This window comes from Serratia myotis, from assembly GCF_027474885.1.
GTDB classification, from domain to species: Bacteria; Pseudomonadota; Gammaproteobacteria; order Enterobacterales; family Enterobacteriaceae; genus Serratia; species Serratia proteamaculans.
The window spans coordinates 212,000-228,685 of sequence record NZ_CP099707.1; the positions used below are offsets into that span (position 1 = coordinate 212,000).

Genomic DNA, 16,686 nt, shown 5'->3' on the forward strand with positions numbered 1-16,686 from the left:
CGCCGGGGGAAACGGTAAAACTTTGTTGCCTGATTTCACAGCGGAAAGCATACCGGATGCGTGTTGCTGCGCGAGGGAAAGTGATAGACTCGGCGGAATAATTGTCAGTATAAGCAAGCCTTCGGTACGGAGTAGAGTCATAACATGGCAAAAGATAAGAAACGCGGGTTTTTCTCCTGGCTGGGCTTCGGCCAGAAAGAAGAAGAGCAACAGCAACCTGAAACGTCGGTAGAACCGGCGGAAAATCAGGCCGTGGAGACACCGGCTGAACCGGTTGCTCCCAAGCTGGATGACCAGCTTCCCGCCCAGGAATCTGAGCCTGCCGCCTCCGTAGAGACCCCTGGCGAATGGGACGGCAGCCTGACCGGCGAACATATCGCCGAAAGCGTGCCGGTGGTTACCGAGCACCCTACAGCGGCAGAAACGCTGGCGGAAGAGATTGTTATCCTTACCGAACAGGTGGCGGCAGAGCAACAACCTGCGGTAGTAGAGGAGATCGCCGAGCCGATTGCCGAGGTTGAGCCTGAACCGGTTGTCGTGGTTGAACCGACAGTGGTTGAGCCTGAACCTGAGGTGCTGACGCCAGAGCCGGTTATTGAACCAGAACCTGAACCGGAAGTGATTACACCAGAGCCGGTTATCGAACCTGAGCCAGAACCGGTTGCTGTGATTGAACCTGAAGTGGTCGAGCCTGAACCTGAGGTGATTGCGCCAGAGCCAGAGCCAGAGCCAGAGCCAGAGCCTCTGCCGGCCAGCGTGGCGCTGGAGCCGATTATCGTCGCCCCGGCCATTATTGAAGAGATTGAACAACAGCAACCTGAGCTGCTGGCCCCTGCGGTGACTCAGGAACAGGAACGCCCGACCAAAGAAGGCTTCTTTGCCCGCCTGAAGCGCAGCCTGGTGAAAACCAAGCAGAATCTGGGTTCCGGTTTTATCGGTCTGTTCCGTGGCAAGAAAATCGATGACGATCTGTTTGAAGAGCTGGAAGAACAGCTGCTGATTGCCGACGTCGGCGTGGAAACCACGCGTAAAATCATTACCTCCCTGACCCAACACGCCAGCCGCAAGCAGTTGAAAGATGCTGAGGCGTTGTACGGCAAGCTGAAGGAGGAAATGTCTGAAATTCTGACTAAAGTTGAACAGCCGCTGGATGTTAGTGGTAAAACCCCGTATGTCATTCTGATGGTTGGGGTGAACGGCGTGGGTAAAACCACCACCATCGGTAAGCTGGCCCGCCAGTTCCAGGCGGAAGGCAAATCGGTGATGCTGGCAGCGGGGGATACCTTCCGTGCGGCAGCGGTGGAGCAGTTGCAGGTGTGGGGCGAACGTAACCGTATTCCGGTCATCGCGCAGCAAACTGGCGCAGACTCCGCCTCGGTGATTTTCGATGCCGTACAGGCCGCCAAGGCGCGCGGTATCGACGTACTGCTGGCCGATACGGCAGGGCGTCTGCAGAATAAAGCGCACCTGATGGAAGAGCTGAAGAAGATCGTCCGCGTTATGAAAAAACTGGACGACCAGGCCCCCCATGAGGTTATGCTGACTCTTGATGCCAGCACCGGACAAAATGCGGTCAGCCAGGCGAAATTATTTAATGAAGCCGTAGGCTTAACCGGTATCACACTGACTAAACTGGACGGTACCGCCAAGGGCGGGGTGATCTTTGCCATTGCCGATCAGTTCGCTATCCCGATTCGCTATATCGGCGTTGGGGAAGGCATCGAAGATTTGCGGCCGTTTAAGGCTGACGATTTTATTGAGGCACTTTTTGCCCGAGAGGATTAATACGGATGATTCGCTTTGAACAGGTCAGTAAAGCTTATCTGGGCGGACGGCAGGCACTGCAGGGGGTAGATTTTCATCTGCGCCCGGCAGAGATGGCGTTTCTGACCGGCCATTCCGGCGCGGGTAAAAGTACCCTGCTGAAACTGATTTGTGGCATCGAACGGCCGAGCGCCGGCCATATCTGGTTTGGTGGTCACGACATCAGTCGCCTGAGAAACAGTGAGGTGCCGTTCCTGCGTCGTCAGATCGGCATGATTTTCCAGGATCACCATCTGCTGCTGGATCGTACGGTGTATGACAACGTGGCGATGCCGCTGATTATCGCCGGTGCCAGTACCGAAGACATCCGCCGCCGCGTTTCTGCTGCGCTGGACAAGGTCGGGCTGCTGGATAAGGCGAAAAACTTCCCGATCCAGCTTTCAGGTGGTGAGCAACAGCGTGTGGGCATTGCCCGTGCGGTGGTGAACAAACCGGCGGTGCTGCTGGCGGATGAGCCAACCGGTAACCTGGATGATGCGCTGTCGGAAGGCATTCTGCGCCTGTTTGAAGAATTTAACCGTGTTGGCGTGACCGTGCTGATGGCCACCCATGACACCGGGCTGATTGCCCGTCGCAATTACCGCACTCTGCGCCTGAGCCAGGGTCGTATGGCTGGAGGAGCGCATCATGGCGAATAACGCAAAAACCGCCAAGAGCAAAGCGCTGCGCGGCGGCTGGCGGGAACAATGGCGTTACGCCTGGATGAATGCCATCAAGGATATGCTGCGCCAACCCTTGGCAACGCTGTTGACGGTGATGGTGATTGCCATCTCCCTGACACTGCCGAGCGTGTGTTACATCGTCTGGAAAAACGTCAGTACCGCCGCGACCCAATGGTACCCAACGCCGCAGTTGACGGTTTATCTGGATAAATCCCTCGATGACGACGCGGCGGTGAAAGTGCTCGACGCCATCAAGGCGGAAGCCGGCGTAGAGAAAGTGAATTACCTGTCGCGTGAAGAGGCCCGCGGTGAATTCCGCAACTGGTCCGGCTTTGGCGGCGCACTGGATATGCTGGAAGAGAACCCGTTACCGGCGGTCGCCATTATCACGCCGAAAATGAGCTTCCAAAGTTCCGACACCCTCAACACCCTGCGCGATCGCGTGGCGGCGGTACAGGGCGTGGATGAGGTAAGGATGGATGACAGCTGGTTTGCCCGCCTGGCGGCGCTGACCGGACTGGTGGGCCAGGTGGCTGCGATGATCGGTGTGCTGATGATTGTGGCGGTGTTCCTGGTGATCGGTAACAGCGTGCGACTGAGCATCTTCAGCCGTCGTGACACCATCAACGTGATGAAGCTGATTGGTGCGACCGACGGCTTTATCCTGCGGCCGTTCCTGAACGGCGGGGCGATGCTGGGCTTCTTTGGCGCATTGCTGTCGTTGCTGTTGTCCGGCGGGATGGTGTGGCGTCTGGAGTCGGTGGTCACCGGCGTGGCCAAGGTCTTTGGCACCACCTTTACCCTGCATGGGTTGGGTTGGGATGAAGCACTGTTACTGCTGATTGTCTCTGCGATGATCGGCTGGATCGCCGCCTGGCTGGCGACGGTGCAACATTTACGTCGATTTACACCACAATAAAGTTTTTTTGGTATACTCTTCTCCTGCTGCTCCGAGCGTGTTGCGGGAGAAGAGCTACCGGCACCAACCCAAGCACCATCCAGTCTCTTCTTTGCGCACAAATTCCCTATCGGCCTGAGTCTTCGTCACGTATTGTCATGCACAATGTGATCGAAAAACTGTGAACTAATAGGGCGGAACACGGTCAAAATCTGCAGCAAAATGTTATGGTGCCCGGCGTGTGGACCGCTTTTGCAATAGCAACTGCCGTAGAATCAATCATTTCCCCGCCGTGATAATCATCTGCATGACCTGTTTTTTTCAAGAGAGGGTTTGAATGACCAAAGAAATGCAAACTTTAGCTTTAGTGCCCCTGGGCAGTTTGGAAGCCTATGTTCGGGCCGCCAACACCTATCCGATGCTGACGGCAGAGGAAGAGCGGGAGCTGGCTGAACGGCTGCATTATCAGGGCGATCTGGAAGCCGCTAAGCAGCTCATCCTGTCTCACCTGCGCTTTGTCGCTCATATTGCCCGGAATTACTCTGGTTACGGCCTGCCGCAGGCGGATCTGATCCAGGAAGGTAATATCGGCCTGATGAAAGCGGTTCGCCGCTTCAACCCAGAGGTTGGGGTGCGTCTGGTTTCCTTCGCGGTGCACTGGATCAAGGCAGAAATTCACGAGTACGTACTGCGCAACTGGCGTATCGTTAAAGTTGCGACCACCAAGGCACAGCGCAAGCTGTTCTTTAACCTGCGTAAAACCAAGCAGCGTCTGGGCTGGTTTAATCAGGACGAGGTGGAACTGGTGGCCCGTGAATTGGGCGTGACCAGCAAGGACGTGCGCGAGATGGAGTCTCGTATGGCGGCACAGGATATGACTTTCGATCCAACGCCGGACGACGACGCCCGTGAAGGCCAGTCGATGGCGCCAGTGCTGTACCTGCAGGATAAAAGCTCTGACTTCGCCGAAGGTATCGAAGAAGATAACTGGGAAAGCAACGCCGCAGACAAACTGGCCTATGCGATGGAAGGCCTGGACGAGCGTAGCCAGCACATCATTCGTGCCCGTTGGCTGGACGACGACAATAAGTCCACGCTGCAAGAGCTGGCCGATCAGTACGGTGTTTCTGCTGAGCGTGTACGCCAGCTAGAAAAGAACGCCATGAAGAAACTGAAAATGGCGATCGAAGCCTAATCCCGCGTAAGCGTTAAAAAGCCCGGCTAGCCGGGCTTTTTTGTGCCTGAAATTCGGCGTTATGGCGCAACGGCGGCGAAGTCCGGTGCCGGGCAGCTATAGCCAAACTTGTTGGCCCAGGGGTAACGAGTCCCGGTGTTGATATAGCGCTGGTACAACGCCCGACCGGTTTTTGCATCACGTTTGATCACCCAACCGGCGGCATTACACAGCACGGCAGCATAGGCCTGGCTTTTAGGCGGCAACAAATCGGCCGCCTGCTGGGCCAGTGTGACGGCCTGCCAACGATAATGCAGGAAGCGATTATCCTGCGGTGGCAATGCCGCTTTGGCCCGCGCGCCCTCTGCGCTGCTGATCCAACTCTTATGCTTCAATTCACGGGTATCAAAGGCATCCCCCAGATAGGAATAGCCCGCGTCATAAATCGCGTAATCCGGCGTCATCTCATAACCGGTGAACGTTAACCCCTGGGTGCGCAGCAGCGTTGCCGCCTGATAGTAGGCTTGGGCGCGCGCCAGTTTATCGGTGGTTTTGTCCTGAGCCGTTTTCAGCTTATCGGCGTACTGTTGCGCCACCTGACGATAGTTAGGGATGTCAAAATAACCCATGGCCTCTTGAGGACGTCCGGCGCGCATCAGCCGCCGCGCCAGCAGTTCGCGCAATTGCACTTCCGGCGTGAGGGGCTGGCCGTTGTATTCATCCGGATTGACCGGTTTCAGCGGCGTGGTCGGCGCAGGCGCATGCTTATCGACAAAGCCTTTCAGTTCGTCGACGGTCAGCACCCGTTCGGCCACGTCGGCGACGTCCGCCCAATAAAGCGCTTTGCCGCGATACAGGAAATCCATCGCCTGCAGATAGTCACCGCGATCCAACGCCAGGATCGCCTGTTCCCCGGCCACCCGACACTCGGGGACGATAGTTTCCGGCGTAAAGTCGGCATTGCGCTGCTCGCCCCAGCTTTCACTGGATGGGAAAGCGGCCGCCGCTTTGGCGTAGTCTGCGGTCGCGGCCTTAACATCACCGTCACGCAGCGCCATCTTGGCGCGCAGCCACCAGGCCAGACCGCTGTCACCGGCGTGTTTCAGCAGGCTGGCCGCCATCGGATATTGTCCGGCGCGGTAAGCCAATGCCGCCAATCGATCGCTGCCGCTGAAGCCGCTTTTCACTGAAGCATCCAACAGCGTCAGAATTTGGCTGACGATCTGCGTTGAGCGGCTGCTGGTGCCGTCGGTGTCGGCCATTTGCAGATTACTGCTGCGGGCGAACAGTTCGATGGTCACCAGCTGTTGGATCAGCGGATCGGCAATCGCCTGTTTTAGCACCTCGAAGTGGTCAGGGTTGACCAGATAACTGGAGACGTACTGCAGCGACAGTCCACCCTCTTGATCGCCCTGTGCCGCCTGCTGCGCATACAGCCGCGCCGCTTGAGTGACGTCATTCAGCCACAGGTGAATACGTGCCTGTTGCCCCAGGCTGCTCAGCGCCAGCTGATCCGGATCGGTCGTGCCGGTTTTCACTCGCTCAATCACCTGCTGGAAAGCCGCCAGCGCTTGCTCCAGCTGTGGTTTCGCCGGGTGTTTAACTACCGTGGTCGCCGCGCCGTTCTCGTTCTCCGGCATGCCATGGTCGTTCATCAGCAACCGACCCAGTGAGTACTGCGCCCGCAGCCCCCAGTCGCCCTGCTCTGCGGCGGGCAGTGCCAGCACCTGCTTAAAGTATTCGCCGGCACGTGGATCTTCACCGGCAAAAGCTACGGCGCCCAATTGGTAAAGGCGCGCAGCGTCAGACAGCCCCTGGGTATTGACCGCATCGGCTTCCTCAACCGTTTTGGCGGCGCGCATTTTGCCAATGATGATGGTCTCCGGCGGCTGCGGCATGGGTTTCGGCGGCATAGGCGGCGGTGGCGCTTTCCATAACGGCAGCTGTTTATCCACGGCGACCAGGCGGCCGGCTTCAAAGGCAAAGTTGCCCTCCGGCATGTACAGCAGCGTGCCATTGCGATCGACCAGCAAACGGTTAGGGAAATCCGGCCCGCAGGCGTAACCGTTAATCGGCATCGCTAACGCTGAGCCGATCAGTGCAGCCAGTGGAAGGGTGCGAGTATTAAGGTGTGACAAGGGTGCCTCCTGGCGTCAGTTGTTGGCAGCGTAGCCAGCCCAGTGGCCGGGATTGCCCGGCGCGTAGTTGGTCGCCGCTAATCAGGACAAAGCGTTGCCGTTGAGGCTCACTTTCCAGCCGGTAATTGCCCGCGGCATCCCCCGCCAGGCACTCGCTGGCGGTGATGACGATTTCATGGGGCAGCGGGGCGTCAACCGGCCCGTTATTATGAATTATCAGATCATTCAACCCATTTTGCTGTGGCTGAGGGCTAAATTTTACCTGCCAGTTGACGCTGAGCGGCCGGTTTTCTATCACCGCCCGCAGCGTAGCCAGTGACCAGGCGCGACGATCTTCCGCCAGCGGTAGCCGGAACCAGATAATGCCACGCAGGTGCGGCATGGCCTGCGCGTTCAGCTGATGCAGAAAATCAGCCACCTGTTGCGGCGCAACCGTCAGCTCGCGTGAGGTGCCTGCCACGCGCAGCGAGGCTTCGCTTTCAACCTGTGCACCTTGCGCATCAAACCCCACCAGACCCATGCCATAGGCAGGTAACGCCACCCGGAAGGGTTTTGGCGTGATTTTCGCGTACTGTTTTACCCAGTGCAGTGCCAACGGGCCGGAAAATAACCCTTGCTGAGGAGACAGCACCGCATGCACCTGCAGTACCGAACTGTCCACCTGTTGTAATACACCCGGCAACGCCGCGGAGCCGATCCAGGCCGGTAAGGCGGTAATACCCAGTTGCAGTGAGTGAGGGAGCTGTTGACGCAGTTGCTGGAGGAAATGCTGATAATCAGGCAGACGTGCGGTGGCGGCGTCATGGTCTATTTCAACGCCGACGACCTGCAGCCCGGCGGCCTGCCACTGTTGCACCTGCTTTAGCAGGCGCTGGCGAATGGTGGGCTCATCCAACTGCGCCAGTTGTCCGTCCAGACGAGCCACCAACCACAGCGGGCGGCCATCTTGTTTCAGTAACGGCAGATTGACCGGGATCTCACGCCAGCCTTCACGCGGATGCACCTGCAAACCCAGCACCCGCAATGCAGGGAACAGATCGCGGCTTTGCGCCAACGCCACTGCATGTTGCGGCGTCCAGACCCGTTGCCAGACGTAGACCTGGTTATCCCAGGGCTGCGGTAACTGCAGTGCCTGCTGACGGCCGCCGAACCAGGCGATCGATGCCAGGGCCAGCATTAATAACGCCATTAGCCTGCGTTTCATTGCTGCCAGAGTTCGCCTTGCTGTGTGAACCCGCAGGCGCGCATAAAGTTATCCACCTCACCGCGTTCGCGTGGCGTCAGACCGGCGGTAGAAAGCTGCCAGTGCGTTATCTGCGGCAGCTGGCGCTGGGCGTCCTGTACCAGATACAGCCCGACACCGCGGCGGCGCGTCACTTCGCGCACCAGTAAATCCTGCAACTTGGCGTAATCACCGTTCAGCTCGATTTTCACCGCGCCCAGCAGGCGTTCGTTGAAGCGAGCGGCAAACAGCGCTTTATCGCCGCCCAGCCAGCTTTCCCACTGTTCCGGCTGCTGATGCGGCCAGATTTTGCCAAGGTCGATAAGGTCTTGTGGGGACAGCGTGGTTAATCGCTCAATAGTCAGTTTCATGCAGGATTTCCGAACGGCTAATCGATGCCGACAGTGTAATAGATCTTGCGCAGAGCGATGTGTAAGTTTTTCTGTACGATTACTGGGCGAAATGTTTTTTGCAAGACGCATTTTCCGAGTAAATATGTAGTGAATCGATCGAGAACCAGCATAACGCGCTGCGCCTGATGCTAAACAGCGCAGATTTAATCCGGATTTTATGCTGTTTACACCGCTTGTTCCTGATTGTGCAAGTTGATTTGCAGCAGAAAATTCCTGTTTAATGGCATGAAAAATAAAGTCTTATTAGAAAATGTTGCCATGAAAACACCTAAATCATTATTACTTATGAATAAAAGCAGTAAATAAGGGGCAGGTGCAGGCAAACACAACAGGTACGTTCACAACGACAGATGGGGATTTGCGGATGAAATTAACAAAAGGTAAGGCGCTGTTGGCGGGTTGTATCGCGATGGCTATCGGGCATGCGGCAATGGCCAAAGACATTAAGGTTGCGATCGTCGGGGCGATGTCAGGGCCGGTCGCACAGTATGGTGACATGGAGTTCACCGGTGCCCGTCAGGCGATTGCCGACATCAATGCCAAGGGCGGTATCAAGGGCGATAAGCTGGTTGGCGTGGAATACGATGACGCCTGTGACCCGAAACAGGCGGTAGCGGTGGCCAACAAGGTGATCAACGACGGTATCCGTTATGTGATTGGCCACCTGTGCTCTTCCTCGACGCAGCCGGCTTCCGATATTTATGAAGATGAAGGCGTGATCATGATTACCCCGGCGGCCACCAACGCCGATCTGACCACCCGCGGCTACAAGATGATCATGCGCACCACCGGCCTGGACTCCGATCAGGGCCCGACGGCGGCCAAATACATTCTCAGTGAGATCAAACCCAAGCGCATTGCGGTGATCCACGATAAACAACAGTACGGCGAAGGTCTGGCGCGCTCGGTGCGTGACAGCCTGAAAAAACAGGGTACCGACGTGGTGATGTTTGAAGGCATCACCGCCGGCGATAAAGATTTCTCCACTCTGGTGGCGCGTCTGAAGAAAGAGAACGTCGATTTCGTTTACTTCGGCGGCTACTACCCGGAAATGGGGCAGATCCTGCGCCAGGCCAAACAGGCCGGCCTGACCACCCGCTTTATGGGGCCAGAGGGTGTGGGCAACTCCTCACTGTCTAACATCGCCGGTGCCGCTTCTGAAGGCATGCTGGTGACCTTGCCGAAACGCTACGATCAGGTTCCGGCCAACAAACCTGTAGTGGATGCGCTGAAAGCCAAGAAACTGGATCCGACCGGTCCGTTCGTCTGGACGACTTACGCCGCACTGCAATCTCTGACCACCGGGATGGAGCGCAGCGGCAGCCAGGAGCCAGCCGACATCGTCAAGGATCTGAAAACCGGCAAGCCGGTGGACACCGTAATGGGGCCGCTGAGCTGGGATGACAAGGGCGATCTGAAAGGCTTCGAGTTCGGCGTGTTCGAGTGGCATGCAGACGGCACATCAACACCGATTAAATAAGCCATAATCATCAGGGTAGGGCGCAGTTCTGCTGCGCCCGCGGGCCGGTTCGCCGGCTCCGTATCCCTTTACCTGAATGATCTTCGCGTTCAGGTTTCGCAGCCAAGGGTTAGAGTATGTCAGAGCAGGTTCTCTATTTTCTGCAGCAGATGTTCAACGGCGTCACGTTGGGCAGCACCTATGCATTGATCGCCATCGGTTACACCATGGTCTACGGCATCATCGGCATGATCAACTTCGCCCACGGCGAGGTCTATATGATCGGCAGCTATGTCTCCTTTATTGTTATCGCCGCCCTGATGATGGTGGGTATCGACGTTAGCTGGCTGCTGATTGGCGCCGGTTTCCTGGTGTCGATCGTCATTGCCAGCGCCTACGGCTGGAGTATTGAGCGGGTGGCCTACAAGCCGGTGCGCAACTCCAAACGTCTGATCGCGCTGATCTCCGCCATCGGGATGTCGATATTCCTGCAAAACTACGTCAGCCTGACGCAGGGCTCGCGCGATCTGGCGCTGCCAAGCCTGGTCACCGGCCAGTGGGTGTTGGGTGAAAGCAACGGCTTTGCCGCCACCATCACCACCATGCAGTTGATTATCTGGGTCGTCACCTTCCTGGCGATGCTGGCGCTGACGATATTTATTCGTTACTCGCGCATGGGCCGCGCTTGCCGTGCCTGCGCGGAAGATTTGAAGATGGCCAGCCTGCTGGGTATCAATACCGATCGGGTAATCTCGCTGACCTTCGTGATTGGCGCAGTGATGGCGGCGGTGGCCGGCGTGCTGTTGGGCCAGTTCTACGGGGTGATCAACCCGTACATTGGTTTTATGGCCGGTATGAAAGCCTTTACCGCGGCCGTGCTGGGCGGCATCGGCAGCATTCCCGGCGCAATGATTGGCGGCCTGGTACTGGGCGTGGCGGAAGCGCTGACCTCAGCCTACCTGAGCACCGAATATAAAGACGTGGTGTCGTTCGCGCTGTTGATCGTGGTGTTGCTGATCATGCCAACCGGCATCCTTGGGCGTCCGGAGGTTGAGAAGGTATGAAACTCAATCTGCTCAATGCGTTGATCGCCACCCTGGTGCTGTTTGTGATGGCTTCATTCCTGATGGGGATGCAGCTGAGTCTCGACGGCACCAAACTGGTGGTGCATGGCGCGGCGGAAGTCCGCTGGATGTGGATCGGCATTGGCTGCGTCATCGTGTTCTTCTTCCAGTTACTGCGCCCGCTGATGCAGCAGGGGCTGAAAAAAATCTCCGGCCCTTCATTCGTCTTACCGAGCTTTGATGGCACCACTGCGCGTCAGAAGCTGCTGGCCGCGGCGATCATTGTTGCCGCCGTCGCCTGGCCGTTTCTGGTGTCGCGTGGCACGGTGGATATCGCCACCCTGACGTTGATCTACGTGATGCTGGGTCTGGGTCTGAACGTGGTAGTGGGGCTGTCCGGTTTGCTGGTGCTGGGCTATGGCGGTTTTTACGCCATTGGCGCTTACACCTACGCGCTGCTGAACCACTACTATGGTCTGGGTTTCTGGGAAAGCCTGCCGCTGGCGGGCATAGTCACCGCCATCTTTGGTTTCCTGCTCGGTTTCCCGGTGCTGCGGCTGCGTGGCGATTACCTGGCGATTGTGACCTTGGGATTCGGTGAGATCGTGCGCATCCTGCTGCTGAACAATACCGAGATCACCGGCGGGCCGAACGGCATCAGCCAGATCCCGAAACCGACCTTCTTTGGGCTGGAGTTCAACCGCAGCCTACGTGACGGCGGCTGGGACACCTTCCATAACTTCTTTGGTCTGAAATACGATCCGAGCGATCGCATCGTGTTTTTGTATCTGGTGGCACTGCTGTTGGTGGTGCTGACGTTGTTTGTGATTAATCGTCTGCTGCGCATGCCGCTGGGCCGTGCCTGGGAAGCGCTGCGCGAAGATGAAATCGCCTGCCGCTCACTGGGCCTTAATCCGACCAAAATCAAACTGACCGCCTTCACCATCAGCGCCGCCTTCGCCGGGTTTGCCGGCACGCTGTTTGCTGCGCGTCAGGGCTTTGTCAGCCCGGAATCCTTTACCTTCGTCGAGTCGGCCTTCGTGTTGGCGATTGTGGTATTGGGTGGCATGGGGTCACAGTTTGCGGTGATCCTGGCGGCTATTCTGCTGGTGGTATCGCGCGAACTGATGCGTGATCTGAACGAATACAGCATGTTGTTGCTGGGTGCTCTGATGGTGTTGATGATGATTTGGCGGCCGCAGGGGCTGCTGCCGATGAAACGGCCACAGCTCAAACTGAAAGCGGCAGATATCCACGCGGGCAAGGGAGAGCAGGCATGAGTGTGCAACCTTTGCTGAAGGTCGAAGGGCTGTCGATGCGTTTCGGCGGCCTGCTGGCGGTCAATAATGTGGCGCTGGAGCTGAATGAAGGCGAAATTGTTTCGCTGATTGGCCCGAACGGTGCCGGAAAAACCACGGTTTTTAACTGCCTGACCGGCTTCTACCGCCCGACTGGCGGCACCATCAAACTGCGCGAACGTCACCTGGAAGGGTTGCCCGGCCAGACGATTGCTCGCATGGGCGTGGTGCGGACTTTCCAGCACGTGCGGCTGTTTCGTGAAATGACGGTGATCGAAAACCTGTTGGTTGCGCAGCATCAGCATCTGAAAAGCGGCGTCTTCGCCGGCCTGCTAAAAACGCCGGCTTTCCGTCGCGCCGAAGCCGATGCGTTGGATCGTGCTGCGGTGTGGTTGCAGCGGGTTGGCCTGCTGGAGATGGCTAACCGCTCGGCGGGTAACCTGGCTTACGGGCAACAGCGGCGGCTGGAGATTGCACGCTGCATGGTAACCCGGCCGGAACTGCTGATGCTGGACGAGCCGGCAGCGGGGCTGAACCCGAAGGAAACCGACGAACTGGACCACCTGATTGTCGAACTGCGTAATCAGCATAAGGTGTCGGTACTGTTGATTGAACACGACATGAAGCTGGTGATGGGCATTTCCGACCGCATCTACGTGGTGAACCAGGGCACGCCGCTGGCGCAGGGCACCCCGGCAGAAATCCGTAACAACCCGGATGTGATCCGGGCCTATCTGGGCGAATAATTTATGTTGTCATTTAATCAGGTATCCGCCCATTACGGCAAAATCCAGGCGCTGCATCAGGTCAGCCTGAACATTAAGCAGGGCGAGATAGTCACGCTGATCGGCGCTAACGGCGCCGGTAAAACCACGCTGCTCGGCACGCTGTGCGGGGAACCTCGCGCCAGCGAAGGCAGCATCACCTTCCTCGATCAGGACATCACCCAGTGGCAGACCTCACGTATCATGCGTGAGGCGGTGGCCATTGTGCCGGAAGGGCGGCGGGTGTTCTCGCGCATGACGGTGGAAGAGAATCTGGCGATGGGCGGTTTTTTTGCCGACCGTCAGCAGTATCAGCAACGCATCGAGCGGGTGTTCGAGCTGTTCCCACGCCTGCTGGAACGCCGTGCTCAGCGCTCCGGCACCATGTCCGGCGGTGAGCAACAGATGTTGGCGATCGGTCGTGCGCTGATGAGCCAACCAAAGTTGCTGTTGCTCGACGAACCCTCCCTGGGGCTGGCGCCGATCATTATTCAGCAGATTTTTGACATCATTCAGCAACTGCGCGAAGAGGGAATGACCATCTTCCTGGTGGAGCAAAACGCCAATCAGGCGCTGAAACTGGCAGATCGTGGTTATGTACTGGAAAACGGCCGCGTGGTGTTGGAAGATACGGGAGCCGCATTGTTAGCAAACGAAGCAGTTAGGTCGGCATATCTGGGCGGCTGAAATACCCGTCGTCTTTCAAGCTACAGCGTTGTTAACTGCACTCGCTTACCCCAGTCACTTACTAAAGTAAGCTCCTGGAGGATAAGCGAGTTGGTCGCCTGGCTGTAACTGGAAATCCATAGGGTATTAGAGGGAATTTACCGATAAAGGTAACTCAGGCTGCACCTGCATTTTTAACGATTACGAGAAGAAGAAGAAATGAACACAGAAGGGTTACTCGCGCAGCGCATCGTAAAAGTAAAAAGCTCGGCAATCCGTGAATTGCTCAAGCACAGTAAGATGGAAAACGTCATTTCGCTGGCGGGCGGCATCCCCTCTGATGCCCTGTTTGATTTCGAAGGTTTGAGCATCGCTACCCATCAGGCGATCACCGAGCAGCCGAAAAGCGCCTTCCAGTATGGTCTGACCGAAGGCAGCCCGGTGCTGCGTGAGCGCATTTGTGAGCTGTGCGCCCAGCGTGGTGTTTCTGCCACCGCCGAAGAAGTGATGGTGACAGCAGGATCTCAGCAGGCGCTGGATCTGGTGATGCGTGCCATCGTCAACCCGGGCGACGTGTTTGTGGTGGAGCGTCCGACCTATCTGGCGGCGTTACAGACGCTGGAGCTGGCGGAAGCCAACATCATGTCGGTGTCGTCCGACAGCGATGGCATGGTGGTCGAAGAGCTGGCCGAGCTGCTGAAAACCCAGCGTATCAAGGGCGTGTATGTGGTGCCGAACTTTGGCAACCCGAGCGGTATCACCCTGAGTGCAGCCCGTCGCGAGCTGTTGGTGAAGCTGGCCGCAGAGCACAATTTCCTGATCATCGAAGATGACCCGTACGGCGAGCTGCGCTTTACCGAAGAGCGCCACGCCACGCTGCACCAGATTTCGCAGCAGGTGCTGGGCCATACCGATAACATTATCTACACCTCGACCTTCTCCATGATCCTGGCGCCGGGCCTGCGTCTGGGCTGGGCAATTCTGCCGCCGTTCCTGCTGCACAAAGTGGCGATCATCAAGCAGGCGGCGGATCTGCACGCCAGCGCGCTGTCGCAGAGCATCGTAGAATGTTACCTGGGGCTGGATCGTCTGCCGACGCAGATCGAAAAGATCCGCGCAGCCTACAAGCAAAAAGGGGAGATCCTGGCCGGATTGGTGGAGCAAGAGCTGGGCGACCACATCAGCTTTGATATGCCGAAGGGCGGTATGTTCCTGTGGGCGCGTTTCCGTCAGCCGTTTAACGCCACCGAATGGCTGAAAACCACTCTGCAGCAGGGTGTGGTCTTCGTGCCGGGGGAATACTTCTTCTCTGACAACCCGGATCGCTCGACCTTCCGCCTGTCGTTCGCTACCGCCACTGAACAGCAGATGCAGGAAGCCGTTGCCCGCCTGCGTCGTTCACTGTAATCCCCACGGCGGCGGGGCACTTTTCCCCGCCGCCGACATCAAACCGCAATCTGCACTTCACTCTCCCGTCATATGGCTGTCATCTGACGGTTATATTTCTGTCATCCGAACATGGCATGTTATCCCCGTCATCTTTCAAGCCGCAGCGTTGTTGCCTGTCCTGATGCTTCCCTGTCACTTAGTTAACTAAGCTCCGAGGGATCCATCAGGTTGACGCCTGGCTGCGACTTGAAAGCTATAGGGGAACGCTTCCGAACAAGAATTGATTCTTTTCGCTCACGCGCTTATTACACCAGCTTTTTTCAGGAGTTAGGCATGCTCACCTACGCTATTCGCAAAACTACGCTGTGCGTCGCGTTGACCCTGGCGGTCAGCACTCAGGCACTGGCGGCGACCGAGATCCCGTTCTGGCATTCGATGGAAGGTGAATTGGGTAAAGAAGTGGATTCCCTGGCGGACCGCTTTAACCAGTCGCACACCGACGTCAAAATTGTCCCGGTTTATAAAGGTAACTACGAACAGAGCCTGGCGGCGGGCATTGCGGCCTATCGCTCCGGTAAAGCACCGGCGATCCTGCAGGTGTACGAGGTGGGTACGGCAACCATGATGGCCAGCAAGGCGATCAAGCCGGTGTATGAGGTGTTTAAAGACGCCGGTATCAACTTTGACGAGTCGGTATTCGTGCCGACGGTGTCCGGTTACTACACCGACAACAAGAGCGGGCATCTGTTGTCCCAGCCGTTCAACAGCTCCACCCCGGTGCTGTATTACAACAAGGACGCGTTTAAAAAAGCCGGTTTGAACCCGGACCAGCCGCCAAAAACCTGGCAGGAACTGGCGGCGGATACCGCCAAACTGCGTGAAGCCGGCATGAAGTGCGGTTACGCCAGCGGTTGGCAGGGTTGGATCCAGCTCGAGAACTTCAGCGCCTGGCACGGGGTGCCATTCGCCACGGAAAACAACGGCTTTGGCGGCACCAGCGCCAAGCTGGAGTTCAACAAGCCGTTGCAGGTCAAGCATATCCAACTGCTGGAAGAGATGAACAAGAAGGGTGACTTCACCTATTTCGGCCGTAAAGATGAATCCACCGAGAAGTTCTACAGCGGTGACTGCGCCATTACTACCGCATCATCCGGCTCACTGGCGGATATCAAACACTACGCCAAATTCAACTACGGCGTGGGCATGATGCCGTATGACGCCGACGCCAAGAATGCGCCGCAGAACGCCATCATCGGGGGTGCCAGCCTGTGGGTGATGAATGGCAAAGATGCCGCCACCTACAAGGGTGTCGCCGAGTTCCTGCAGTATCTGGCGCAGCCGGAAATTGCCGCCGAATGGCACCAGAAGACCGGCTATCTGCCGATCACCACCGCCGCTTACGATCTGACCAAGCAACAGGGCTTCTACGACAAGAACCCGGGCGCCGATGTGGCGACACGTCAGATGCTGAACAAGCCGCCGTTAGCGTTCACCAAAGGCCTGCGCCTGGGCAATATGCCGCAGATCCGTACTGTGGTGGATGAAGAGCTGGAAGGTGTGTGGACCGGCAAGAAAACGCCACAGCAGGCACTGGACGCTGCCGTGCAGCGCGGTGACGTATTGCTGCGTCGCTTCGAGTCCCAGACCAAGTAGCGTCAACCGGGACTCCGTTCCGGCGAACGACACCGATCCACCCCCTCTCCCCTGGGAGAGGG

General features: G+C 57.4%; 14 protein-coding genes. 11 read left to right on the top strand and 3 right to left on the bottom strand.

What is annotated here, in order from left to right; all coding sequences use genetic code 11:
• Nucleotides 1-144: 144 nt before the first annotated feature.
• From ftsY to rpoH, 4 genes are all read left to right on the top strand, one after another.
• Nucleotides 145-1,785 carry a signal recognition particle-docking protein FtsY gene (gene ftsY, locus NHG65_RS00950; protein WP_499182846.1) on the top strand — a complete coding sequence of 547 codons (1,641 nt, stop codon included), beginning with the start codon at nt 145-147 and terminating at the stop codon, nt 1,783-1,785.
• Between the two features lie 5 nt (nt 1,786-1,790).
• Nucleotides 1,791-2,462 (top strand): cell division ATP-binding protein FtsE, encoded by a 672-nt coding sequence (ftsE, locus tag NHG65_RS00955; protein WP_012004692.1) that lies wholly within the window; start codon nt 1,791-1,793, stop codon nt 2,460-2,462.
• Nucleotides 2,452-3,405: a permease-like cell division protein FtsX gene (gene ftsX / locus NHG65_RS00960; protein ID WP_012004693.1), complete on the top strand. Its 954-nt coding sequence runs from the start codon at nt 2,452-2,454 to the stop codon at nt 3,403-3,405. The genes ftsE and ftsX overlap by 11 nt, the downstream gene beginning before the upstream one ends.
• Nucleotides 3,406-3,721: 316 nt before the next feature.
• Nucleotides 3,722-4,579 carry an RNA polymerase sigma factor RpoH gene (gene rpoH / locus NHG65_RS00965; protein ID WP_085116506.1) on the top strand — a complete coding sequence of 286 codons (858 nt, stop codon included), beginning with the start codon at nt 3,722-3,724 and terminating at the stop codon, nt 4,577-4,579.
• A gap of 59 nt (nt 4,580-4,638) precedes the next feature.
• Here rpoH and NHG65_RS00970 read toward each other — a convergent pair whose 3' ends face one another.
• Genes NHG65_RS00970 through panM form a run of 3 tightly spaced genes read right to left on the bottom strand, consistent with a single transcriptional unit; the run spans nt 4,639 to nt 8,289 of the window.
• A complete protein-coding gene (locus NHG65_RS00970; RefSeq protein WP_499183453.1) occupies nt 4,639-6,636 on the bottom strand; it encodes a hypothetical protein in 1,998 nt (665 codons plus the stop codon).
• A 46-nt stretch (nt 6,637-6,682) separates the two neighbouring features.
• On the bottom strand, nt 6,683-7,900 hold the full coding sequence (locus NHG65_RS00975) for a DUF3142 domain-containing protein (RefSeq protein ID WP_499182847.1): 1,218 nt from the start codon (nt 7,898-7,900) through the stop codon (nt 6,683-6,685).
• Entirely contained in the window at nt 7,897-8,289 is a 393-nt protein-coding gene (panM, locus tag NHG65_RS00980; RefSeq protein ID WP_499182848.1) for an aspartate 1-decarboxylase autocleavage activator PanM, read from the bottom strand. Before panM ends, NHG65_RS00975 begins: the two co-directional genes overlap by 4 nt.
• Before the next feature lie 406 nt (nt 8,290-8,695).
• Between panM and NHG65_RS00985 the strand changes: the two genes are divergently transcribed.
• The 7 genes from NHG65_RS00985 to ugpB all read left to right on the top strand — a co-directional run bounded on the left by NHG65_RS00985 (nt 8,696) and on the right by ugpB (nt 16,624).
• Nucleotides 8,696-9,811 (top strand): branched-chain amino acid ABC transporter substrate-binding protein, encoded by a 1,116-nt coding sequence (locus NHG65_RS00985; protein ID WP_012004698.1) that lies wholly within the window; start codon nt 8,696-8,698, stop codon nt 9,809-9,811.
• Nucleotides 9,812-9,927: 116 nt separating this feature from the next.
• Complete coding sequence (gene livH / locus NHG65_RS00990) at nt 9,928-10,854, top strand: high-affinity branched-chain amino acid ABC transporter permease LivH (RefSeq protein WP_012004699.1); 927 nt, start codon at nt 9,928-9,930, stop codon at nt 10,852-10,854.
• Entirely contained in the window at nt 10,851-12,134 is a 1,284-nt protein-coding gene (locus tag NHG65_RS00995; protein ID WP_085116511.1) for a high-affinity branched-chain amino acid ABC transporter permease LivM, read from the top strand. The genes livH and NHG65_RS00995 overlap by 4 nt, the downstream gene beginning before the upstream one ends.
• The gene (gene livG / locus NHG65_RS01000; protein WP_099065496.1) at nt 12,131-12,898 is read left to right on the top strand and encodes a high-affinity branched-chain amino acid ABC transporter ATP-binding protein LivG; all 768 of its coding nucleotides are present in this window, start codon (nt 12,131-12,133) and stop codon (nt 12,896-12,898) included. Before NHG65_RS00995 ends, livG begins: the two co-directional genes overlap by 4 nt.
• A gap of 3 nt (nt 12,899-12,901) precedes the next feature.
• Nucleotides 12,902-13,603, top strand: a complete 702-nt coding sequence (gene livF, locus NHG65_RS01005) for a high-affinity branched-chain amino acid ABC transporter ATP-binding protein LivF (RefSeq protein WP_085116513.1) — start codon at nt 12,902-12,904, stop codon at nt 13,601-13,603.
• Between the two features lie 198 nt (nt 13,604-13,801).
• Complete coding sequence (locus tag NHG65_RS01010; RefSeq protein ID WP_499182849.1) at nt 13,802-14,989, top strand: aminotransferase-like domain-containing protein; 1,188 nt, start codon at nt 13,802-13,804, stop codon at nt 14,987-14,989.
• 315 nt (nt 14,990-15,304) lie between these two features.
• Nucleotides 15,305-16,624: a sn-glycerol-3-phosphate ABC transporter substrate-binding protein UgpB gene (gene ugpB, locus NHG65_RS01015; protein WP_099065494.1), complete on the top strand. Its 1,320-nt coding sequence runs from the start codon at nt 15,305-15,307 to the stop codon at nt 16,622-16,624.
• The last annotated feature ends 62 nt before the right edge of the window (nt 16,625-16,686 follow it).